Consider the following 23,616-nt stretch of genomic DNA (forward strand, 5'->3'; position numbering starts at 1 on the left):
GCACGATTCTCCGGCGCTGGCGGCCCGACCAGCGCTCGACCTGCCGATCCGACCCACGGACCGCGCACCCGAGGCGGCCTATCGCATCGAAATCGAGCGGGCACAACATGCGGGCGTGGCGGCGGGGCGGGCGAAGTCGAACGGCGGCCTCGGCGCTCCCTTTGTTCAAGCCGGATCGCGCGCCGGGAACCAGTTGCCGTGGAAGCCCGGCGGAATCCGGTGCCCGAGGCGGATCCCGGCGACGGGGGGCGCTTCGAAGGCGCGCGCGTCGAGTATGGTGAAGTCCGTCGTGTCGCTGGCGGTGTCGATGACGAGGCCGACGAGCCAGCCTTCGTCTTCATCCGCCCCCTCGTGCGCCGGCACGAAGACGAACTCTCCCGGGATACGGTCGGGTCCGAATTCGTGCACGCGGCGCTCGCCCGTCTCCAGGTCGTACTTGTAGAGCTGCGTCGCGCCCGCGAGTTGCGTGTTGCCGTCCGCAGGAACGCTGACCGAGTAGACGAAGCGGTGCCGCTGCCCGAGACGCCGCTCGTCGATGCGGGGGAATTCCTGCGCGGCAGGGTCGAGCTCCCGCCGCTCGACCTGCCGCGTCGCAGGATCGATCGTCCAGCGTTCGAGCCGGCCGGGAGCGTCGAGTCCGCCCCCGGCCGACGCGAACACCGTCTCGTAGGCGACGACATCGACGATCACCCGCCCGTCAGCGGCATCGTAGGCGTTGGCGGTGTGGAACACGAAGCAGGGCGCGACATCGCACCAGAGGATGTCGGCCCCCTCCCCTTGCCGGGGGAGGAGGCCCACGCGGGCCTTGTGGCCGGCGTTCCAGCGGAATGGGAAGCGGTACCCGGCGAGCAGGGCCCGGAACGAGAAGGTGACGGGCAGATCCAGCACGATCACGAATCGCGCGGTGATGGCGCAATCGTGGATGCAGGGACCGTGCTCGACCGATACCGGCACATCCCGCACGACCTCGCCCGTTGGCGAAAGGACGACGTGGCGGACACGATCCCAGACGCGGCCGTCATAGGCGATCGCATGGGTTTCGCCGGTCGATGGGTCGCGATGCGGGTGCCCGCTGAAGGAACCGGTCAGGGTTCCGTCGAACGGATTGTAGCGCTGGCTGTCCAAGGTCCGCGAGAGCTCGACGGGGAAGCTGCCGGCCTCCACCAGGGCGAAGATCCGGCCGCCGATCTCGACGATGTTCGTGTTGACCGTGTCGTCGCCCCGTCGCGGCCCCGGCGCGGCAGGCCGGTCGAGCGCGGCGGCGGCCTTGCGCGAGCCGATCCACCGGTTGCGATACCAGAGCGCCCGTCCGCCCTGGATCGCGAGACCATGCACCATCCCGTCGCCGAGGAACCAGTCGTGCCCCCGTGTCGCCGGAAGGACGGGATTGGCCCCCATCTTGAGGTAGAGCCCATCGAGCCGAGGGGGGATCGTTCCGGTGACGGGCAGGTCCGCCAGGGCCAGCTCTTCGCGCATCGGTGCGTGGACACCGACGACGAAGGGGTTTGCGGATCCGGGCAGGCGCAGCCGGTTGCAGGCCGCCACAAGGCCGACACCCGCCTCAGCCGCAGCGCGGAAGGCCGCATGGACTCGGTTCAGCATCGGCAGTGAGACCCGGCCCAGGCAGGAGGCACAACAGTCATTCCACCATACCCGAAAGCCGACACGATCGTCGCGTCCGCTTGCGCCCCATGGCGGACAGGTCGCTCAGGTCGCCGGAGGCTCTGCCGACGTGTTTTCCTGAGAAGACTTCGCCTCCCCGAGGGGACCCGCTCCGTCCCGAGCGTGGCGGGCTTTCCGCAGGGCAGTGTACAGCCGCTCGATCAGGACGTGGCCGTCCCAATCATCGGCGATCCGAATGACCGTATCGCCGTGCTCGACCTCGAAAAGGCACGGGGCATCGGGCTCAGTTCGGCGGTCGCCGATCGCGGGGATGAAGGCAGGTCGACTGGAAGGCATTGGGGTCTCTCGTCGGTCGTGGACGTGCCGCCCCCGGAGACCTGTCTGACAATGAAAGAGCCGCCGGAATGCGGCGGCTTGGTATGATCGTCGGTCGTGACCGAACGCAGCCGCCCTATGGTGAGGGCGGGCGATAGCTCACGGAGTGGCTGGCGCGACGGATCATGGATGGCCGTCTACGCACGGTTCCTCCACCCGTCAACGCGACGAGCGCGGGAAGCTTCACCTCCGGCGGCACGCGCTGATCCGGCGTTCCTGATCGGCTTCCCGCCGATGCCGGAATTCATGGGGCTGCTCGCGAGAATCGGTACGCCACGGACGGCGCCGTGAGGGGACGAGCGGCCCGGCCGGGATCTGGCTGCGATCTTGTGACCGTGCTAAACAGTATTGATGTCCGAGGCTCTTGAGATCGCGCATGGCGCCTTCGGTCGCGTCGCGCTCCTCGACATGGACCGCAGCCTCGTCCGCCACGCGCACCCGCACTGCCACGTCCTCCTGAAGGTCGAGGGAGACGACACGCAGTTCCTCGTCGGCGACCGGGTCGTCGCGCTCACCGACGAACAGGCTGTCCTGGTCAACGCCTGGGAGACCCACGCCTACCTGCACGATCCGCGGCGGGCCAAGGCGATGATCCTGGCCCTGTACATCGAGCCCGATTGGCTCGGCGCGTTCCGGCGGAACTGGGCCGCGAGCGGGGCGCCCGGCTTCTTCGGACAACCGTCGGGCGGCATCACACCGACGATCCGCCGGCTCGCCCACGACCTCGCCGCCGAGATGGTCTACGCGCCGCACTCCTCCCACATCCAGGACGAGTTGCTGTCGGGCCTGATGGTCGCCGTGATCGAGCGGTTCACGGCCTGGCGGGAGGAGGCCCAGTCCCTGCGCGCCGCCGCCCGGCACAAGGCCGGCGATTGGCGCATCCGCCGCACCATCGCGCGGGTGCGAGCAGAGCCCGGCGCCATGCTCGGGACCGAGGCGCTGGCACGCGAGGCGGGCTTGTCCCGCGCCCAGTTCTACCGCCTGTTCGAGCAATCCACCGGCGCCCCGCCCCACGTCTTTCTCAACGCGATCCGGATCGAGCAGGCCGTCGCGGCGATCGTGGGCAGCGAGGAGCCCATCACCGCGATCGGCACGCGCCTCGGCTTCGCCGCGCCCGCGCATTTCTCGCGCTTCTTCCGGGATCACGTCAGCGTCCCCCCGAGCATCTTTCGCGGCATCGTCCGGCGGGGAGGCCAGCCCACGGCCTGACGGCGCGCGATGGCCCCGCCGCCAAAATGAGACGTTTCGGTAAGTCGCGAGACGCCTTGGGATCGCAGCGCCCGCCCGCACCCGCCATCCTCCGCACATTACGGACCCCATCGAGAGGTCCGGCGGAGGAAGCGGGTTGGGCATCGTGCCAAAGACCTATGTCGGACGATCGGTGGAGCGCGTCGAGGATGCCGCCCTGCTCTCCGGGCTCGGCCGCTACATCGACGACCTCGGCACGCGGCCGGGCACGCTGCACGCGGCGATCCTGCGCTCGCCCCACGCCCACGCGGACATCCTGAGCGTCGATACGGCGGCGGCGCGGGCGCTGCCCGGCGTGGTCGCCGTCGTGACCGGCCGCGACCTCACCGACATCACCACCGGCCTCGTCCCGGCAGTGCGGGCGGCCGTCGATGCCCGCGCCATCGCGGTGGACAGGGTGCGCTATGTCGGCGAGCCCGTCGCCATCGTCGTCGCCCACGACCGCTACCTCGCGGAGGACGGCTGCGAGCTGATCGACGTGCAGTACCGGGTGCGCCCGGCGGTGATCGATCCCGTCGCCGCCCTCGCCCCCGAGAGCGAGATCCTGCACGAGGGCGTCGGCGCCAACCTCGTGAGCGACCGCCGCTTCCGCTACGGCGACCCCGAGGCCGCCTTCGCCGGGAGCCCGCACACCCTGTCCGTGAACGTGCGCTACCCGCGCAACACCGGCTCGCCGATGGAGACCTACGGCGTCGTCGCCTCCTACGATCCCACCGACGATTCCTACGACGTGCTCGCGAACTTCCAGGGGCCGTTCAGCATCCATGCGGTGGTGGCCCGCGCCCTCAAGGTGCCGGGCAACCGACTGCGACTGCGCACGCCGCCGGATTCCGGGGGCAGCTTCGGGGTCAAGCAGGGCGTCGCACCCTACGCGGTGCTGATCGCCGCCACGGCCCGCCTCGTCGGCCGGCCGGTGAAGTGGATCGAGGACCGGCTGGAGCACCTGTCGGCCTCCGTCTCCGCGACGAACCGGGTCACGACCCTCACGGCGGCCTTCGACGCGGAGGGGCGCGTCACCGCCCTCGATTGGGACCAGATCGAGGATTGCGGCGCCTACCTCCGGGCGCCCGAGCCGGCGACGCTCTACCGGATGCACGGCAACCTCACCGGCGCCTACGCGATCCGCCATGTCGCCGTGCGCAACCGGGTGGTGCTCACCAACAAGACCCCGACCGGCCTCGTGCGCGGCTTCGGCGGGCCGCAGGTCTACTACCCCCTCGAACGGCTGATGCAGCGCATCGCCCTGACGCTGGGCCTCGATCCCTTCGCGGTGATCCGCAGGAACCTGATCCCGGCCGACGCCTTCCCCTACCGCACCGCGACCGGTGCCCTCTACGATTCCGGGGATTACCAGCGCGCCCTCGACGAGGCGGCCCGCGACGGGGGGCTCGACGAGCTGAAGCGACGGCGCGAGGCGGCCCGGGCCGAAGGGCGCCTCTACGGCATCGGCCTGACGGCGGCGGTGGAGCCGAGCGTCTCCAACATGGGCTACATCACCACCGTGCTGACGGCGGAGGAGCGCGCCAAGGCCGGGCCGAAGAACGGCGCGCAATCCACCGCCACCATCACCCTCGATCCGGTCGGCTCGGTGACGGTGCAGGTCGCCTCCGTCCCCCAGGGACAGGGGCACCGGACCGTGCTCGCCCAGGTGGTGGCCGACGTGCTCGGCATTCCGATGGAGCAGGTCCGGGTCACGGCCGACCTCGACACCGCCAAGGACGCGTGGTCCATCGCCTCCGGCAACTACGCGAGCCGCTTCGCCGCCGCCGTGGCGGGGGTCGCGCACCTCGCCGCCACCCGCCTGCGCGACAGGCTCGCGCGGATCGCGGCGGCGCAGCTGAACCTGCGCCCGGAGGATCTGGTCTTCGCGGGCGGGCGCATCGCCTCGCGATCGAACCCGGATGCGGGCCTGCCCTTCGCGCGGGTGGCCGCCACCAGCCATTGGTCGCCGGGCCTCGTGCCGGACGAGGTCGGCGCGGCGATCCGCGAGACGGTGTTCTGGACGCCCCCGGAGCTGACGGCGCCGGACGCGCAGGATCACATCAACTCCTCCCTCTGCCACGGCTTCATCTTCGACATCTGCGGCCTGGAGATCGACCGGATCACCGGCAAGATCGTCGTCGACCGCTACGTCTCGATGCACGATTGCGGGCGCGTGCTGCATCCGGGGATGGTCGAGGGGCAGGTGCGCGGCGGCTTCGCGCAGGCGCTCGGCGCGGCGATCTACGAGGAACTCTCCTACGGCGACGACGGCGCCTTCCTGTCCGGCACCTTCGCCGACTACCTGCTGCCGACCGCGACCGAGGTGCCGGACCTGCGCATCCTGCATGTCGAGAGCCCGTCGCCCTTCACGCCGCTCGGCGCCAAGGGGGTCGGCGAGGGAAATTGCATGTCGACCCCCGTCTGCCTCGCCAACGCGGTGGCCGACGCGCTGGGCCTCACGGCCATCGACCTGCCCCTGACGCCGGCCAAGCTCGCGGCCCTCGCGGCGGGCGGGGAGGAGCGGGCGCCCCCCGCCGGCCACGCCGCCCCGAAACCCGCCGCCAAGCCCGGCGACCGCACCCTGCGCGGCGAGGGCTCGGCCTCCGTCACGGCCCCGCCGGAGACGGTCTGGGCGATGCTCCTCGACGCGGACGTGCTCGCCTCCGTGATCCCCGGATCGCACGGGGTGCGCAAGCTCTCGGACACCCGGTTCCAGGCCGACGTCACCCTCGGCGTCGGCCCGGTGAAGGGCCGCTACAAGGCCGAGGTCATCCTCTCCGACCTCGACGCCCCCCGCGCGGCGACGCTCACCGGCACCGTCACGGGCGGCCTCGGCAGCGGAGGCGGCACCGGCCGCCTCACCCTGGAGCCCGACGGCGCCGGGGGCACGCGGATCGCCTACGTCTACGAGGCGGCGGTGGGGGGCAAGGTCGCGGCGGTCGGCGGACGCCTCCTCGACGGGGCCGCGCGGGTGATCATCGGAGGGTTCTTCACCGCCCTCGCCCGCCGGGCCGGCGGATCGACCGGCCGCTCGTCCCGCCTCCCGGCCGTCCTGCGCCGGCTGCTCGCGCGCCTGGGAGTCTCGGCATGAAGCCCGCTCCGTTCGACTACCTCCGCGCCGCGTCCCTGGACGAGGCCCTGGACGCCCTGCGCCAGCACGGCCCCGAGGCCCGGATCATCGCGGGCGGCCAATCCCTGATGCCGATGCTCAACATGCGGCTGACGAAGCCCGCCGTGCTGGTCGACGTGATGCGCATCCCCGCCCTGAAGGAGCCCCGCCGCGAGAAGGACGCCCTCGTCGTCCCGGCGGGCGTGCGGCAGGCGATCCTTCTCGACCGGCCGGGGCTCGCGAAAGACCTGCCGCTGCTGGCCGCCGCCCTCCCCTGGGTCGGGCATCTCCAGACGCGGGCGCGGGGGACCCTGTGCGGCTCCGTCGCCCATGCCGACCCGAGCGCGGAGATTCCCCTCTGCCTCGTGGCGCTTCAGGGCGAGGTCCACCTGCGCAGCCGCCGGAAGGCCCGGCGGGTCGCGGCGGAAGCCTTCTTCACCGGCATGATGGTGACCGAGAAGGCCGACGACGAGATGATCGAGGCCATCGCCTATCCCCTCCGCAGGGAGGGCACCGGCACCGCCTTCGCCGAGGTCGGGCGGCGGCACGGCGACTACGCCATCGTCGCCTGCGCGGCCGTCGTGGACGGGACCCGGATGCGCCTCGCCGTCGGCGGCGTCGCCGACCGGCCCACCGCCCGGGATTTCCCCCATCTCGACGGGTCGGCGCTGGACGACGCCCTCAACGCCTTCGCCTGGGATCTCGGCGCAGGCGACGATCTCCACGCCACCGCCCGCTACCGCCGCGACCTCGTGCGCAGCCTCGGGCGCCGGGTGCTGGAACAGGCCGCCAGGGTGGCCAGAGGCGACACCAACGAGGAGGCCGCGCCATGCCACAGCTAGACGCGAAGGGCCGTCACACGGTCACCTTCACCCTCAACGGGCGCGAGGCCAGCGTCTCGGTCGAGACCCGCACCCTGCTGACGGATGCCCTCCGCCACGGGATCGGCGCCACCGGCACCCATGTCGGCTGCGAGCACGGCGTCTGCGGCGCCTGCACGGTCTCCATCGACGGCGTGCCGGCCCGGGCCTGCCTGACCCTCGCGGTGGGGGTCGAGGGCTGCGACGTGCGGACCGTCGAGGGCCTTGCGCCGGAGCCCGGCCGGCTCGGGGTGCTCCAGGCGGCCTTCCGCCGCCACCACGCTCTGCAATGCGGCTTCTGCACCGCCGGCATCCTGATGTCGCTCGATGCCTATCTCGCCTTCCGGCCGAACCCGTCGCGCCGCGAGATCACCGAGGTCATCGGCGGCCATCTCTGCCGCTGCACCGGCTACGCGCCGATCATCGAGGCCGCCCTGGAGGCGGCCGCCGAACTCAGGGGCGAGATCCCGGCCCCGTCGCCGAAGGAGGACGCCCATGCTTGATCTCGGCACCAGCTTCCTGGCGAGCGTCTCCCGCGATCCGCGGGCGCTGGCCCTCGTCGATGGGGAGACCCGGCTGACCTATGCGGAGTGGTTCGCGGTGATCTCCGCGACCGTGGCCGGACTCGACCGGCTCGGGCTGAAGCCCGGCGATCACCTCGTCACCGTCCTGCAGAACCGGCACGAGGCGGCGACCCTGCACTGGGCCTGCCAGTTCGCGGGGATCGTGATCACGCCGATCAACTGGCGGGCGAAATCGGAGGAGATCGACTTCACGGTCGAGAACGCGCAGGCCCGGGCCATCGCCTACGAGCCGGTCTCGGCGGCGAGCCTGCGGGACAGCGCGGAGGCGCAGCGCATTCCCCGCATCGCCGTCGGCACGGCCCCAGGCCCCGGCGAGACGGCCTTCGCGGATCTTTCCGCCACCGAAGCCGCCCCGGCGACGCCCCGCGCCGACGCGGAGGCGATCTCGCTGATGCTCTACACCTCCGGCACCACCGCCAAGCCAAAGGGCGTGCCCCGGCGCCACCGGGCGGAGCGGGCGGCGGCGTTGGCCCATGTGGCGCAGAACCTCTACGGGCGCGGCGAGCGCACGCTCGGCGTCATGCCCCTCTACCACACGATGGGGGTGCGCTCGCTCCTGGCGATGTCGCTGATCGGCGGCACCTTCGTCTGCCTGCCGCGCTTCGACGTGGCGGGGGCGCTGAAGCTGATCGCGGCCGAGCGGGTCACCAACCTCTACCTCGTGCCGACCCTCTACCACGACCTCGTTCACCACCCGGATTTCCCGGCCACCGACACGACCTCCGTGCGCAAGCTCGGCTTCGCCGGGGCGCCGATGACCGACGGCCTGCTCGCGCGCCTCACCGAGGCGTTCCGGCCGGACCTGTTCGTCAACCATTACGGCTCGTCGGAGGTCTACACCTTCACGATCAACCACGAGGCCGCCGTGAAGCCCGGCTCGGCCGGGCGGGCGGGGCTGAACACCATGGTCCGCATCGTCCCCCTGGGGGGCGCGCCGGGCGCGCCCGCCGCGCCGGGCGTCGAGGGCGAGATCGCCGTCATCGCCAAGGGCGACGAGGCGTTCGAGGGCTACTGGCGCCGGCCCGAGGCGGACGCCAAGGCCTTCCGCGACGGATGGTACTTCACCGGCGACACCGGATTCGCCGATGCCGACGGCGACATCTTCGTCACTGGTCGGGTCGACGACATGATCATCACCGGCGGCGAGAACGTCTCGCCGGTCGAGATCGAGAGCCGCCTGTCGCTCCATCCGGCCGTCTCCGAGGTCGCCGTCGTGGGCCTGCCCGACGAGCGCTGGGGCCGGATCGTCGCCGCCTTCATCAAGCGGCGCGCCGCCGCCGAGGCCACGGAGTTCGACGCCCATTGCCGGGCGGGCGGCCTGCCCAGCCACAAGCTGCCGCGCCGGTACGTGTTCGTCGACGAGATCCCGAAATCGCCGGTCGGCAAGCTGCTCCGCCGGCAGCTCGTGGCCGGCGAGTACGTCCCGGAAGGCGGGGCCGAGCCCCGTCCCGAAGGCTTCGAGGCCGCCTGACCGCGCCCTCCCCCTCCCACCGCATTCCCAGCGAGAGCCAAAGCCCATGACGAGCGCAGCCCACACGATCGATCCCCGTCTCACGAACCTCGACGGTTTCCGCGTCGAGATCGACGCCGAGCGCGAGCGCGCCGACATCATCCTGGCGCGGCCGCCGATGAACGTCATCGCGATGCCCCAGCGCGACGAGATCCGGAAGGTGTTCGAGGCCCTCGACGAGGATGAGCGCGTCCGCGTCATCGTCCTGCGCGCCGAGGGCGAACACTTCTCCTCGGGGGGCTACATCAAGGGCTTCCTCGATGCCTCGCCCGAGCACGTCTCGAAGCTCGCCTGGAACATGGCGGCGCCGGCCCGCTGCTCGAAGCCCGTCATCGCCGCCAACCGGGGCTACACGTTCGGGGTCGGCTTCGAGATCTCGCTGGCCTGCGATTTCCGCATCGTGTCCGAGACCTGCCGCTACGCCCTGCCCGAACAGAAGCTCGGCCAGATCCCCGGCTCCGGTGGCTCCGCCCGGCTCCAAAAGATCGTCGGCATCACGCGGACCAAGGACATTGTGATGCGCTCGAAGCGCATCCCCGGCCGGCAGGCCCTCGAGTGGGGCATCGCCACGGAATGCGTGCCCGACGCGGACTTGGAGAAGGCCACCGACGCCCTCGTGGACGAGTTGCGCGCCTTCTCTCCCATCGCCCAGCGCACCGCCAAGAAGCTCCTCAACGACACCGAGGACGCAAGCCTCTCGATCGCCATCGAGCTCGAAGGGCATTGCTACAGCCGGCTGCGGCAGGCCGACGACTTCCGTGAGGGCGTCGAGGCGTTCCACGCCAAGCGCGCGCCGCGCTTCACCGGCTCCTAGCCCGCCGCACCGGGGGGCTGCGCCGCAGCTCCCCGCACCCCGTGACCCTTACCGCACCGCTTCGATCTCGCCCCGGCGGGACACGATGGCGCGCGCCCTGACGACTCCCGCCCAGACCCAGAGCCGGAACCGGCCCCACCGCGGCAACGACCGCATCCCCTTGGAGGAACCCCATGCCCACTGCCACCACCTTCGCGTCCGATCCCCCCGCCCTCGCCAAGCCGACAGGCCGCCAGACCGCGACGGCCGTCCTGGCCTCGCTGTTCGGCTGGGGACTCGACCTCTTCGACCTCTTCATCTTGCTCTACGTGGCGCCCGTCGTCGGCGCCCTGTTCTTCCCGGCCGACAAGCCGATGCTGTCGCTGGCGGGAGCCTATGCCTCCTTCGCGGTCACGCTCCTCATCCGGCCCCTCGGCTCGGCCCTGTTCGGCTCCTATGCGGACCGCTTCGGCCGCCGCCGCGCCCTCATGGTGGCGGTGATCGGCGTCGGCTTGTCGACCGCGGTCTTCGGCCTCCTGCCGACGGTCGGCCAGATCGGCTGGCTCGCGACTGCGATCTTCCTTCTCTTCCGCCTCGTCCAGGGCATCTTCGTCGGCGGCGTGGTGGCGGCGTCCCATACGATCGGTACGGAATCCGTGCCGGAGCGGTGGCGGGGGCTGATGTCCGGGGCGGTCGGCAGCGGGGGCTCGGCCATCGGCGGCCTCCTGGCCTCCCTGGTCTTCTCCATCGTGTCACTCATGGCGCCGGGCGAGGCCTTCGCCGACTGGGGCTGGCGGCTGATGTTCTTCTCGGGCCTCCTGACCTCGGTGATCGGCCTCATTCTCTTCCGCAATCTCGAGGAATCCCCGATCTTCAAGGATCTCCAGGCCCGGAAGGCCGCGCTCCGGGCAGGCGCTCCGGCGGACGCCTCGCCGATCCGCGCCCTGTTCTCGCCGTCCAACCGGGGAAGCTTCGCGGTCGCGACCCTCATCTCCTTCGGCGGCGGCGCGGCCTACTACCTCACGTCCGGCTACCTGCCGACCCTCCTCAAGCTCGTGAACGGCGTACCGAACGCCACCGCCTCGATGATCCTGATCGGTGCCAACGTGGCGGCGGCGATCGGCGCCTGCGGCATGGGCGAACTGAGCCAGCACATCGGGCGCAAGCGGTCGTTCTTGCTGATGGGGGTGATCCGGCTCTTCGCCCTTCCCGCCCTCTTCCTCACCATGGCGAACGCCACGAGCCTCATGGGCATCGCGGCCTGTGCCTTCCTTCTCTCGCTCATTGCCAACGCCAGCTACGCGCCGCTGTTGATCTTCCTCAATGAAAAATTCCCCACGGCGGTACGGGCGACGGGAACGGGCCTGACCTGGAACATCGGCTTCGCCCTCGGCGGCATGCTGCCGACGTTCGTCTCCCTCATCGCCGATGGGCCGACGCAGATTCCGATGGTGCTGGCCGTCGTCATGACCGGCGTCACCCTGGTCTATCTCGCGGGTGCCTTCCTGACCGGCGAGACGCAGGGCAATCTCGACCGGGCCTGACGACCCGAGCCGGCGGGAGGCCGCCGACGAGGATGCCTCGCCTCCCGAATGCATCGATCCAGACGAAGGCTTCAGCCGTGTCTGGATCGATGCGGAAACAAGAAGCTGGTGTAGAGGCGCATGAACGGAATGAGTACGTCCCGCACGAGCGCGAATACGAACGTCCCGACGCTGATGATCCCGGAAAGGATCGCGGAGAGGCTGAAGGCGGAGATGGCATGATCCATCTCGACACCTTCGGCACCTTCGCGTTGGCCGACCTTCGACTGGAATACCATTTCGTCGGTCCGCAGCCGGACGTGGCGCCGACGCTGGTGCTGCTTCACGAGGGTCTTGGTTCCGCCATGCAGTGGGGTCCGCTGCCGGAGATCCTGGTCGGGAAGACCGGATGCGGCGTCCTGGCTTTCTCGCGGCAGGGTTATGGCGTCTCGAGCCCGGTGCCCCTGCCCCGCCGGGCCGACTTTCTCGAACACGAAGCCCGCGCGATCCTTCCCCAGGTACTCACCCTCGCGGGGCTGCGAAGCGGCCTGCTGATCGGCCATTCCGATGGAGCCTCGATCGCGGCCATTGCGTTGGCCGGGGGCGATACGCGCGTGCGCGGCGGCATCCTGATCGCGCCCCACTTCTTCGTCGAGGAGGCGACGCTGGCCGGGGCCAGACGGGCCCGGGACGCCTACGAAAAGGGGGATCTGAAGGCCCGTCTCGGCCGGCGGCATGCCGATGTCGAGGGGGCCTTTCGCGGCTGGAACGAGGCGTGGCTGGATCCGGCCCGGCGCGGATGGACCATCGAGACGGACCTGACGCGATGGACCGTCCCGGCCCTCATCATCCAGGGAACGGAGGACGCTTACGGAACAGACGCCCAGATCGCCGCGGCCCGCAGACTGTGTCCCGCCGGCCTGCTGACCGTCCATGAGATGGCGAATGTCGGCCACCACCCCCATCGCGAATCCTTGGCGGACACCGCCGACGTCATCGCTCGCTTCGTCGCTCACGTCTTGAGGGGCCGCTCGGACGTCTCGGTGAGACCCTGAGAACGGTCGCCTCCCGCGCCAGACTTGTCCACCCGCCGTCGCGATGGCGTCAGGACTGGCGTGCAGGGCCTCTGTCGGGATGGAGCCGGGTCCGGGCCTGCGCGGCCACCGCTTCGGCGGTCAGACCAAAGCGGCGCGCGAGATCCTCCGGCGAGCCCGAGGCGCCGAACCCCGTCATGCCGACGAAGCCGCCGTCCTCGCCGATCCAGCGGTCCCAGCCGAACCGCATCGCGGCCTCGACGGCGACGCGCACCGTGTCCCTGCGGAGGGTCGCGGCGCGGTAGGCCGGGTCCTGCCGGTCGAAGAGTTCCCAGGAGGGCATCGACACCACGGCGGTCGGCACACCCTCCCCCTGGAGGATGTCCCGCGCGGCGAGCGCCAGCGCCACCTCCGAGCCGGTGCCGACCAGCGTGACCCGCCGCTCCCCGTCGGCTTCCGCGATGATGTAGGCACCGCGCGCGCAGAGGTTGTCGCCGCCGGCTTCCCTGCGCACGGGCGGCAGTTCCTGGCGGGCGCAGACCAGGGAGGTCGGACCCTCGCGGTTGCCGAGGGCGAGTTCCCAGCATTCGGCGGCCTCCACCGCGTCGGCGGGGCGCAGCACCAGCATGTTCGGCATGGCCCGCAGGCTCGCCAGGAACTCCACCGGCTGGTGGGTCGGGCCGTTGCGGCCGATGGCGATGGAATCGTGGCTGTAGACGGTGACGACCGGCAGGTTCATCAGCGCCGCCATCCGCAAGGACGGGCGCATGTAGTCGGAGAAGACGAGGTAGGTCGCGCCCACCGGCACGAGGCCGCGATGGGCGGCCATGCCGTTCATCATCGAGCCCATGGCGTGCTCGCGGATGCCGTAATGCAGGTAGCGGCCGTTGCGCTCCTGCGCCGTGAAGGCCGGCAGCGCCTGCTTGTGCTTGGTCGGCCCTTCGAGGTCCGGGGCGCCGGTGAAGAGTTCGGGGATCGCCTGGGCCAGCTCGCCCACGAGTTCGGCGGCCACGTCGATGCCGGGCTTGGCCTGCCCGGCGAGGCGGTCGCGGGCGGCGCGCAGGGTCTCGCGCCAGCCATCGGGCAGGTCCCCGGCGGTCACCCGGTCGAAGGCCCGGCGGGTCGCGCCCGGCGCCGTCTCGCGGCGGCGCTGCCACGCCTCATAGGCGTCGCGGTTGCGGCCCGCGACGCCATCGCGCCACGCGGCGGCCACGTCGTCGGGCACGGTGAAGGCGGGATGCGTCCAGCCCTTGGCCGCGCGGGCCTCCACGAGATCCTGCGGCAGGACGCGCCCGCCATGGGCGCCGCGCTGGCCTTCCAGCCGGGGCAGGCCCTTCCCGATCACCGTGCGGCAGGCGATGAGGCTCGGGCGCGGATCGCCCTTGGCGAGGAGGATCGCCGCCGAGACCGCCTCGACATCGTGCCCGTCCGCGTCGATCACCTGCCACTCGGCGGCCCGGAAGCGGGCCCGCACGTCCTCGGAGATCGACAGGTCGGTGGAGCCGTCGTCGGTGATGCGGTTGTCGTCCCACAGGACGATCAGCCGGCCGAGGCGCAGGTGGCCGGCGAGCGAGATCACTTCGTGGGCGATGCCCTCCTGCAGGCAACCGTCGCCGACGATGCAGTAGGTGTGGTGGTCCACGAGGTCGCGGCCGTATTCGGCGGCGAGCTTGGCCTCCGCCACCGCCATGCCGACCGCGTTGGCGATGCCCTGGCCCAGCGGCCCGGTGGTGGTCTCGATCCCGTGTTCGGGGGCGATCTCGGGATGGCCGTGGGTGTGCGAGCCGAGGACGCGGAAGTCGCGGATCTGGTCCATCTCCATCCCGGCGTAGCCGGACAGGTGCAGCACCGCGTAGAGCAGCATCGAGCCGTGGCCGTTCGAGAGGACGAAGCGGTCCCGGTCGGGCCAGAGCGGGTCCTGCGGCGCGCAGCGCAGATGGCGGGTGAACAGCGCGACCGCCATCTCCGCGCAGCCGAGCGGCGCGCCGGGATGCCCGTCCGTCGCCCGCTCGATGGCGTCGAGGGACAGGAACCGGATGGCGTCGGCCATGCGGGCGGTGAGGGCGGGATCGGGCATGGCGGGAGACCTCACTGGCGATGCAGGACGAGCGCGGGCTGAGGGGTTTCAGAGAAACCCGATGGAGAACCAGGGCACGAGGATGATGGCGAGCAGGCCGACGAGCAGCGCCAGGATGTAGCCGACGATGGGCCGCATCCCCGCGTCGGGGTGGATCCGGCTGATCGCGCAGGCCGCGTAGTAGCCGACCCCGAACGGCGGGGCGAACAGCCCGACGCCCATCGCCAGGATCACCACCATCGCGTAATGCACCTCGTGCACCCCCACCGACCGCGCGATGGGAAACAGCAGCGGCCCGAACAGCACCACCGCCGGGATGCCCTCCAGCACCGAGCCCAGCACGATGAACGCCGCCGCCGAGACCAGCAGGAACCCGAGCGACCCGCCCGGCAGGCTCTTCATCGCCACCGCCAGGGTCTGCGAGAAGCCGGATTGCGTCAGCGCCCAGGCCATGCCGGTGGCCGCGCCGATGATCAGCAGGATCGCCCCCGACAGGGCCGCCGTCGTCACCAGCATCGGGTAGAGCCGGCGCCACGAGAACTGCCGGTAGATCAGCAGCCCCGCCAGCGTCGCGTAGACGATGCCGATGGTCGAGACTTCCGTGGCGGTGGCGATGCCCTCCACCACCGCGTAGCGGATCACGAAGGGCAGCGCCAAGGCCGGCAGCGCCACGAGGAACGCCCGGCCGATCACCGCCCGCGAGGGCCGGGCCACGTGGCTCAAATCCTCGCCCCGGTAGCGCCACCAGACCAGCGCGCACAGCGTCACCGCCAGCACCACGCCGGGCAGCAGCCCGCCGGTGAACAGCGCGGTGATCGAGACGCCCGTCACCGAGCCGATGGTGATCAGCACGATGGAGGGCGGGATCGTCTCGGTCTGCGCACCGGTCGCGGCGAGCAGCGCCACGAGGTCGCCCTCCCGGGCGCCGCGCGCCTTCATCTCCGGGAACAGCACGGGGGCGACGGCGGCCATGTCGGCGGCCTTCGAGCCGGAGATGCCCGAGACGAGGTACATCGCCCCCACCAGCACGAAGTGCAGGCCGCCGCGGACATGCCCGAGCAGGCTCGCCAGGAACCCGACCATGGCTTTCGCCATGCCGGTCATCTCGATCAAGAGGCCGAGGAACACGAACAGCGGCACCGCGAGCAGGATGAGATGGCTCATGCCCTCGTCCATCCGCCCGACCACCACCATGGAGGGGGCGTCGGTGGTGAGCGTCACGTAGGCGAAGGTGGACAGGCCGAAGGCGAAGGCGATGGGCACGCCGGAGAAGACGAGCATCCCGACGCCGAGGACGAAGAACAGCAGCAGGTTGAGGTTGCCGAGCCCCGGCAGGAGCGGCTGCACGGCCACCAGCGCCCCGGCGAGCCCGAGGCCGGTGGCCAGCGCGGCGAGGGTGACCTTCCAGTCGGCGGTCTCGGCGAGGCGGATGAGGGCGATGAGGAGCATCAGCCCGAAGCCCACTGGCAGGGCGGCGGCGCGCCACGCGTTGTTGAGTTCCAGCGCGGGCGTCTGGACGAAGGCTTCCTCCCCGGCGAACTCGTAGGCCGGGTGGAGGACGAGGCTGACGAAGACGAGGCCGGCGACGAGGGCCAGCGTTTCGAGGAAGGCGCGAGTGCGGGGTCCGCCCATGGCGACCAGCGCGGTCATGCGCATGTGCTCGGCCCGGCGGAAGGCGACGACGGCGCCGAGCATGGCGAGCCACAGGAACAGGATGCCGGCGAGCTCGTCGGACCAGATCAGCGGCTCGTGGAAGACGTAGCGGCTGACGACGCCGGCGAGCAGCACGCCGATCTCGGCGAGTACGAGGAGGGCGGCGGGGATCTCGACGAGCCAGCCGATGGCGGTGTCGAGGCGCGTCAGCCACCCCCGCGCCCGCAGGGGCGGGCCGTCCAGGCCGAGGCCGGGGGAGGCCTCGACCGCCGCGATGTCGATCGCCATGGCCATCCCCCTCAGACCAGCTTGCCGGAGACGGCTTCGAGGTGGCTCCAGCCGGCTTCGCCGAACTTCGCCTTCCAATCCTTGTAGTAGCTCGTCTTGGACAGGGCGTCGCGGAACAGGGTGCGGTCGACGTCGATGAAGCCGATGCCCTTCTCGGAGAGGGTCTGGCGCAGGGATACGCTGAGCTTGGCGACGTCGGCGCGCTGGTCGGCGGCCGAGCGGTCGAATTCCCGCGAGACGATGCCGCGCAGGTCTTCCGGCAGGCGCTGCCACGCGCGCTTGTTGCCGAGGATCCAGTACCCGTCCCAGACGTGGCCGGTCATGCTGCAGGTCTTCTGCACCTCGTAGAGGCGCGTCGTCGCGATGATCGGCAGCGGGTTCTCTTCGCCCTCGACCACCTTGGTCTGGAGCGAGGAATAGAGTTCGTTGAAGTTGATCGGCGCGGCGCCCGCGTCGAGCGCCTTGAACAGGGAGGTCAGCATCGGCGCCGGGGGGACGCGGATCTTGAAGCCCTTCAGGTCCTCCGGCTTCCTGATCTCGCGGGTGGACGAGGTGATCTGCCGGAAGCCGTTGTCCCAGACCTTGGAGATGGTGGTGATCGGCGTCTTGCCGATCTCGGCGCGGACATACTCGCCGAGGCCGCCATCCATCGCCTGCCAGACCGCGTCGTAATCCTTGAAGGCGAAGCCGGTGTTGGGCAGGCTCGCCGCCGGCACGAAGGTCGAGAGGATCGAGGTGGCGAGGTTGAAGAACTCGACCGAGCCGTTGCGCACCTGCGCCAGCAGGTCGGTGTCCGAGCCGAGCTGGTTCGCCGGGAAGAGCTTGATCTCGAGCCGGCCGCTTGTCGCCTCGCGGATGCGGTCGATGGCCTCCTGGGCGCGGATGTTGACCGGATGGGTCGGATCCTGGCCGGTGGCGAGCTTGTAGGTGAATTCGGCCGCCTGACCCGGCCGGGTCAGTATGCCGAAGGCCGGAACGGTGGCCGCGCCCACGAGGAGCGCACGGCGGCTGAGGCGAAGGTCCCGCATGGTTTCACTCCCTGGTCGTTGGAACGGGGCCGGTTTTCCGGTCTCCCGCGTGGGTCAGCGTGTCGGGCCGTTGAGGGCGCGGTAGGCGCCGATCACCTGGCTGTCGTCGCGGGCGCCCTCCCCCCGGCCGGAGGTCGAGAGGAAGAGCTGATGGGCGAGGCTCGCGAGCGGCAGGGCCGCCTTCGCCCCCCGCCCCGCCTCGAGCACGATGCCGAGGTCCTTCACGAAGATGTCGACGGCGCTGGTGACGCGGGGCTCGTCCTCCAGCATCCGGGGTCCCCGGTCGCGCAGCATCCAGCTCGACGCGGAGGAGCCGGACAGGATCTCGAGCACCACGGAGAGATCGACGCCGACCTGTTCGGCGAGCGACAGGGCCTCGGCGGCGGCGGCGATGTGGACGCCGCAGAGCAGCTGGTTCACCGCCTTGACGGTGGCCCCCTGCCCCGGCTCCGTGCCGACGTGGAACACCTTGTCGCCGAGCCGGTCGAGAACGGGGCGGAGGGCGTAGAGGGTCGCGGCGGGGGCTGCGGCCATGATGGTGAGCGTGGCGGCCTCCGCCCCCACGACCCCGCCGGAGACCGGCGCGTCGATGAAGGCCCGGCCGGTCTGCGCGACCCGTGCCGCGAGGGCCACGACGGCCTGCGGCGGGCAGGTCGCCATCAGCACCACCGTCGCGTCCGGCGCGAGGGCATCGAGGCCCCCTTGCGCGAACAGCACCTCCTCGGCCTGGGCCGCGTTCACGACCATCAGCAGCAGGGCGTCGGCCCCGGCGGCGGCGACGGGGACGGTCTCAGCTTCCTCAGCCCCGGCGGCCACCAGGGCCGCGCGGCTCTCCGGCCGGATGTCGTAGCCCCGCACCGGGAAGCCGGCGGCGACGAGGTGGCGGGCCATGGGCATGCCCATGGCGCCGAGCCCGACGAAGGCGATGCGGCTCACAGCCATCCGCGGATGCTCCGGGCCATGGCCTCGGTGGAGATGCCGTAGCGGTCGTGGAGCGTCGGCAGCGCGCCGGCATCCAGGAAGTCGTCGGGCAGGCCGACCTGCCGGAAGCCGCGATCCGGCATCACGCCGTTGCGCATCAGCAGCCCGGCCACCGCCTCGCCGAGACCGCCGATCACCGTGTGGTTCTCGGCCACCACCACGAGGCGCCCGCCCTTGCGGGCCTCGGCCAGGATCGTCGCCTCGTCCAGAGGCTTGATCGTCGGCACGTGGAGCACCGCGACGTCGATCCGGTCGTCGCCCAGCGCCTGCGCCACCTCCAGCGCCCGCATGGTCATCAGGCCCGACGAGACGACGAGCACGTCGCGCCCGTCGCGGATCGTCTTCGCCTTGCCCCACTCGAAGGTGTAGCCGTACTCGTCGAGCACCAGCGGGACGTTGCCGCGCAGCAGCCGCAGGTAGACGGGACCCTGGTGGGCCACCATCGCCGGCACGACCTGCTCGATCTCGTGCGCGTCGCACGGATCGATGATCGTCATGTTCGGCATGCCGCGGAAGATCGCGACATCCTCCGTCGCCTGATGGCTCGGGCCGTAGCCGGTGGTGAGGCCCGGCAGGGCGCAGGCGATCTTGACGTTCAGGTTCTCCTCGGCGATCGCGAGGCAGATGAAGTCGTAGGCCCGCCGCGCCGCGAACACCGCGTAGGTGGTGGCGATGGGCGTGAAGCCCTCCCGCGCCAGCCCCGCCGCCGCGCTCATCAGCAGCTGCTCGGCCATGCCCATCTGGTAGAACCGGTCGGGATGGGCCTGCGCGAAGATATGCAGATCGGTGTACTTGGCGAGATCCGCCGAGAGGCCGACGAGGTCGGGCCGGGACTTGGCCAATTCGACCAGGGCGTGGCCGAACGGGGCCGCCCTGGTGCGCTGATCGGGACCGGCCAGCGAGGCGATCATCGCCGAGGTCTTCAGGCCGCCGCCCTGGCGCGGCGCGGGCTTTTCGTATTTCGAGCGCCTCATTGGCCCCTCCCCTCGTCCAGGATCGTCAGCGCCTGCTGCCACTCGTCCGGCTCGACGCGCAGGAAGTGGTTGCGCTCGCGCTGCTCGAGGAACGGCACGCCCTTGCCCATCCGGGTGTCGCAGATGACGATCCGGGGCTGCGGCCCGGTGTGGTTGCGGGCGGCATCGAAGGCCGCGACCACGGCGTCGATGTCGTTGCCGTCCACCCGCTGCACGAACCAGTTGAACGCCTCGAACTTCGGGGCGAGCGGCTCGAAATCGAGGACGCCGCGGGAGGCGCCGTCCGCCTGCATCCCGTTGACGTCGACGATGCCGATCAGGTTGTCGAGCTTGTGCGAGGCCGCCGACAGGGCCGCTTCCCAGGTCGAGCCCTCATCGAGCTCGCCATCGGAGAACAGGTTGTAGACGAAGCTGTCGGATTGCTTCCGCTTCAGCCCCAGCGCCATGCCCACCGCGATGCCGAGCCCATGGCCGAGCGATCCGCCGGTGATCTCCATGCCCGGCGTGTAGGCGGCCATGCCCGACATCGGCAGGCGGCTGTCGTCGCCGCCGTAGCTCGTCAGTTCGTCCTCGGGGAGGATGCCGGCCTCGATCAGCGCCGCGTAGAGGGCGATGGCGTAGTGGCCGATCGACAGGCAGAACCGGTCGCGGCCCTCCCATTCGGGGTCCTCCGGCTTGTACCGGAGGGCGTGGAAGTAGCTCACCGCCAGCACGTCGGAGATGCCGAGCGCCTGGGCGATGTAGCCCTGGCCCTGGACCTCGCCCATCAGCAGGGCGTTGCGGCGGATGCGGTAGGCCTGCTCCCTGAGGGAGACGTTCGAGCCGGCGCGGGTGGGTTCGGTGGACATCGGCGCATCCCGGTCAGTGGATCAGCATCCCGCCGTTCACGTCGATCACCGCGCCGGTGATGTACGAGGACAGGTCGGAGGCGAGGAACAGGCAGGCATTGGCGACGTCGTCGGCGACGCCGAGGCGGGCGAGCGGGATGCCCTTGGCGATCTCGACCTTCAGCTCGGGGGTGAGCTTTCCGCCGGTGATGTCGGTCTGGATCAGGCCGGGGGTGACGGAGTTCACCCGCACGTTGTCCGGCCCGAGTTCGCGGGCCATGGCCTTCTGCAGCCCAAGCACGCCGCCCTTGGCCGCGCTGTAATGCGGGCCGCCGAAGATGCCGCCGCCGCGCTGCGCCGAGACCGACGACATGCACACGATCGACCCCGAGTGCTGCGCCCGCATTCCGGGGATCACCGCCTGGCTCATGTAGAGGGTGCCGCGCAGGTTCACGTCCGTGACCGCGTCGTAATTCTCCGGCCCGATCTCCATGATCTTGAGCGGCTGGGTGATGCCCGCGTTGTTCACGAGGACGTCGATCCGGCCGAACCGGGCCGTCGCCTCCTCCGCCGCCGCCTGGCAGGCGGCCTTGTCGGTGACGTTGCAGGCGAGGCCGAGATGGCCGGCGCCGATGTCGCGGGCGGCTTCCTCCGCCTGGCCCGCGTCGAGGTCGAGGATCACGATCCGCGCGCCATGCGCCGCGAACAGCTTGGCGGTCGCTTTGCCGATGCCCCGGGCGGAGGCCGCCCCGGTGATCAGGCACACCTTGTCCTCGAGCAGTTTCATACTGTCCTCCCGGCTGTTTTGTCGTGTGTTTGTTGAGCGAATACTGCGTCCGCCCGCCAGGGTCTGGCAAACGCGAAATCTGCAACCGCAGATGAATCTGGCTCAACCGCCCGTGCCGTCAGTGCGGGCGCGGGGACGCGATGACGTGAGGGCCGTGACGACGCCGCGTCAGGTCAGGCTCGGCTCCAGGGGAATCGACAATTCCTTCGCGAGCCAGCGCGCGAAGACGCGCAGCGGAGCCCGGCGGCGGGAGGCGGCCGGGAAGACGAGGTGGTGGCCGACATAGCGCAGGTCCGTCGCCCGCCCCGCCAGGGGAGCGACGAGGCGGCCGGAGGCGAGTTCCCGCTCCGCGAGGCGGGTCGATTCGAGGGCGATCCCGAGGCCGTCGGCGGCGGCGGCGAGCGCCAGGAAGCTGCGGTCGAAGCGCAGGCCCGCCGTGGCCGGGGCGGCGAGGCCGTTCGCCTCGAACCAGTGCGGCCAGCGGAGCTGCTTGTTGTCGCTCTGGATCAGGGTCTGGCCGACGAGATCGGCGGCGCGGGCGATGGCGACCGCCCGCGCCGGATCGCACAGCGGCGTGACGACCTCCTCGCCGAGGGGCATCCGCACCACCCCGTCGCCGCGCGGCGGCCCGTAGACGATGTCCGCGTCGAAATCGTCGGTGGTGAACCGGGCGTAGTCCATGCCGGCGGCGAGGCGGACCTCGATGCCGGGATGCTCGTTCAGGAACCGCGCGAAGCGCGGGGTCAGCCATTGGGCGGCGAAACTGGGGGCACAGTGCAGGCGCAGCAGCTGCGAGCCCCGGCTCGTCACGAGGTCGAGCCCCCGGTCCAGCACCTCGAAGGCGCGCCCGACATGGTCGAACAGGGTCTCGCCTGCGGCGGTGAGTTCGACGCCCTGGCCGGTGCGCTCGAACAGGGCGACGCCGAGCCCCTCCTCGATCTTGCGGATGGCGTGGCTGATGGCGCTGGTCGAGAGGCCGAGTTCCCCCGCCGCCGCCTTGAACGAGCGCCGCCGCGCGGCGGCCTCGAAGACGCGGATCGCGGACAGAGGAATGACCGGACGCATGGGACCCCCTTCCCCGGCGAGCGGCCGCGCGGCACGGTTCGCCGCCGGAGCCTACCTCCGCGAAAGACGGCGGGCCATCGGCATCTCGCAGGCGCCTGCGCTCGCCGTTCTCCTGTCACCCCGCCCTGCCGAAGTCCGGACGCCGTCGCCGCGACAGCGCGCGGTCGGGCCGGCCCCGGTCGTTCACGCGATGCCGAGGCCGCGGATGAGCAGCACGGCGATGGCGAGGAGGACGGCGAGGGAGGCGGTCACGGCCAGGGTGACCCGGCCGCCCACCCGGGCCAGCACGCGCACGTCCACGCCGAGGCCCAGGGCCGCCATCGAGACGATCGTGAGGAAGCCCGCGATCCGCGAGATCGGCGCCACCGCATCGCCGGGAATCGCCCCCAGCGAGCGCAGCGTCGCCATGGCGAGGAAGCCCAGGATGAACCAGGGCATCAGCTTGAAGAAGCCGAGGCGGCGGGGCGCGCCCCGCGCCGAACCCTCGGTGCTTGCGCCCGGCAGACGCGCGGCGATCAGCGACAGCGCTACCACGACCGGCCCCAGCATCAGAACGCGCACGAGCTTGACCAGGGTCCCGACCTGCGTCGCGAGCGGGCTCACGGGGACCGTGGCGGCGAGCACCTGCGGCACGGCGTAGACGGTGAGGCCGGCGAGGACCCCGTACTGGTGCTCGCTGAAGCCCGCGAGGGGCACGAACAGGGGCAGGCCGAGCACCATCAGCACGCCGAGCACGGCGGTGAAGGCGATGGCCGCCGCCACGTCCCGGCTGTCGGCGCCGATCACCGGTGCGACCGCCGCGATCGCCGAATTGCCGCAGATCGCGTTGCCGCAGGCGATGAGGAGCGCCATGCGCACCGGGAGGCCGAGCGCCCGGCACAAGCCGCAGCTCGCAAGGATGGTGAGCACCACCGTCCCGACGATGCCCGCGAGCAGCGCCGGACCCGAGGCGACGATGGCGGACAGGCTGACCGAGGCGCCGAGCAGCGTGACGGCGACCTCCAGGATCTGCTTGGCCGAGAAGGCGATGCCGGCCTTGAACCGGGCGCCCGGCACCCAGGCGGTGCGCAGTGCCGTGCCCAGCAGGATCGCGAGGACCAGGGCCTCGATATACGGATGGCTGAACCCATGTTCCTCGGCCACCTGAAGCGCCTGGGCGACGACGGTGATGCCGAGGCACAGGAGCAGCCCCGGCAGCAGGCTTCCCGCCGCCGCGGCCCAGGCCTGGAGGCGAGCCGGGCCGCGTGGCGCGGTCCCGGCGTCCCTGTGTTCGGCGGCCCTGGCGATCATCGCTC

General features: G+C 71.2%; 18 protein-coding genes. 8 read left to right on the top strand and 10 right to left on the bottom strand.

What is annotated here, in order from left to right; translation table 11 throughout:
• Positions 1-165 precede the first annotated feature (165 nt).
• Positions 166-1,602: an 8'-apo-carotenoid 13,14-cleaving dioxygenase gene (locus ACS5Q7_RS12310; RefSeq protein WP_478339593.1), complete on the bottom strand. Its 1,437-nt coding sequence runs from the start codon at positions 1,600-1,602 to the stop codon at positions 166-168.
• A gap of 747 nt (positions 1,603-2,349) precedes the next feature.
• Between ACS5Q7_RS12310 and ACS5Q7_RS12315 the strand changes: the two genes are divergently transcribed.
• The 8 genes from ACS5Q7_RS12315 (at position 2,350) to ACS5Q7_RS12350 (ending at position 12,662) form a co-directional block, all read left to right on the top strand.
• Positions 2,350-3,207, top strand: a complete 858-nt coding sequence (locus ACS5Q7_RS12315; protein ID WP_478339594.1) for a helix-turn-helix domain-containing protein — start codon at positions 2,350-2,352, stop codon at positions 3,205-3,207.
• A 136-nt stretch (positions 3,208-3,343) separates the two neighbouring features.
• Positions 3,344-6,319, top strand: coding sequence for a xanthine dehydrogenase family protein molybdopterin-binding subunit (locus ACS5Q7_RS12320; RefSeq protein ID WP_478339595.1), 2,976 nt, complete (start codon positions 3,344-3,346; stop codon positions 6,317-6,319).
• Entirely contained in the window at positions 6,316-7,179 is an 864-nt protein-coding gene (locus ACS5Q7_RS12325) for an FAD binding domain-containing protein (protein WP_478339596.1), read from the top strand. The genes ACS5Q7_RS12320 and ACS5Q7_RS12325 overlap by 4 nt, the downstream gene beginning before the upstream one ends.
• The gene (locus tag ACS5Q7_RS12330) at positions 7,167-7,700 is read left to right on the top strand and encodes a (2Fe-2S)-binding protein (protein ID WP_478339597.1); all 534 of its coding nucleotides are present in this window, start codon (positions 7,167-7,169) and stop codon (positions 7,698-7,700) included. Before ACS5Q7_RS12325 ends, ACS5Q7_RS12330 begins: the two co-directional genes overlap by 13 nt.
• Complete coding sequence (locus ACS5Q7_RS12335) at positions 7,693-9,252, top strand: AMP-binding protein (RefSeq protein ID WP_478339598.1); 1,560 nt, start codon at positions 7,693-7,695, stop codon at positions 9,250-9,252. Before ACS5Q7_RS12330 ends, ACS5Q7_RS12335 begins: the two co-directional genes overlap by 8 nt.
• 46 nt (positions 9,253-9,298) lie before the next feature.
• A complete protein-coding gene (locus ACS5Q7_RS12340) occupies positions 9,299-10,105 on the top strand; it encodes an enoyl-CoA hydratase/isomerase family protein (protein ID WP_478339599.1) in 807 nt (268 codons plus the stop codon).
• 173 nt (positions 10,106-10,278) lie between these two features.
• On the top strand, positions 10,279-11,628 hold the full coding sequence (locus ACS5Q7_RS12345; protein WP_478339600.1) for an MFS transporter: 1,350 nt from the start codon (positions 10,279-10,281) through the stop codon (positions 11,626-11,628).
• Between the two features lie 77 nt (positions 11,629-11,705).
• Entirely contained in the window at positions 11,706-12,662 is a 957-nt protein-coding gene (locus ACS5Q7_RS12350; protein ID WP_478339601.1) for an alpha/beta fold hydrolase, read from the top strand.
• A 49-nt stretch (positions 12,663-12,711) separates the two neighbouring features.
• Here ACS5Q7_RS12350 and tkt read toward each other — a convergent pair whose 3' ends face one another.
• The 9 genes from tkt to ACS5Q7_RS12395 all read right to left on the bottom strand — a co-directional run bounded on the left by tkt (position 12,712) and on the right by ACS5Q7_RS12395 (position 23,611).
• On the bottom strand, positions 12,712-14,718 hold the full coding sequence (tkt, locus tag ACS5Q7_RS12355) for a transketolase (RefSeq protein ID WP_478339602.1): 2,007 nt from the start codon (positions 14,716-14,718) through the stop codon (positions 12,712-12,714).
• Between the two features lie 48 nt (positions 14,719-14,766).
• Positions 14,767-16,659: a TRAP transporter large permease gene (locus ACS5Q7_RS12360; protein ID WP_478339603.1), complete on the bottom strand. Its 1,893-nt coding sequence runs from the start codon at positions 16,657-16,659 to the stop codon at positions 14,767-14,769.
• 11 nt (positions 16,660-16,670) lie between these two features.
• Positions 16,671-17,687 (bottom strand): TRAP transporter substrate-binding protein, encoded by a 1,017-nt coding sequence (locus ACS5Q7_RS12365; RefSeq protein ID WP_478339604.1) that lies wholly within the window; start codon positions 17,685-17,687, stop codon positions 16,671-16,673.
• A 54-nt stretch (positions 17,688-17,741) separates the two neighbouring features.
• Entirely contained in the window at positions 17,742-18,629 is an 888-nt protein-coding gene (locus tag ACS5Q7_RS12370; RefSeq protein ID WP_478339605.1) for an NAD(P)-dependent oxidoreductase, read from the bottom strand.
• A complete protein-coding gene (locus tag ACS5Q7_RS12375) occupies positions 18,620-19,642 on the bottom strand; it encodes a transketolase family protein (protein ID WP_478339606.1) in 1,023 nt (340 codons plus the stop codon). Before ACS5Q7_RS12375 ends, ACS5Q7_RS12370 begins: the two co-directional genes overlap by 10 nt.
• Positions 19,639-20,490 (bottom strand): transketolase, encoded by an 852-nt coding sequence (locus ACS5Q7_RS12380; RefSeq protein ID WP_478339607.1) that lies wholly within the window; start codon positions 20,488-20,490, stop codon positions 19,639-19,641. Before ACS5Q7_RS12380 ends, ACS5Q7_RS12375 begins: the two co-directional genes overlap by 4 nt.
• 13 nt (positions 20,491-20,503) lie before the next feature.
• Positions 20,504-21,256 carry an SDR family NAD(P)-dependent oxidoreductase gene (locus ACS5Q7_RS12385; RefSeq protein WP_478339608.1) on the bottom strand — a complete coding sequence of 251 codons (753 nt, stop codon included), beginning with the start codon at positions 21,254-21,256 and terminating at the stop codon, positions 20,504-20,506.
• A 168-nt stretch (positions 21,257-21,424) separates the two neighbouring features.
• Entirely contained in the window at positions 21,425-22,321 is an 897-nt protein-coding gene (locus ACS5Q7_RS12390; RefSeq protein ID WP_478339609.1) for a LysR substrate-binding domain-containing protein, read from the bottom strand.
• A 183-nt stretch (positions 22,322-22,504) separates the two neighbouring features.
• Positions 22,505-23,611, bottom strand: a complete 1,107-nt coding sequence (locus tag ACS5Q7_RS12395) for a YeiH family protein (protein ID WP_478339610.1) — start codon at positions 23,609-23,611, stop codon at positions 22,505-22,507.
• Positions 23,612-23,616 lie beyond the last annotated feature (5 nt).

It is taken from the genome of Methylobacterium sp. Gmos3 (assembly GCF_056430985.1).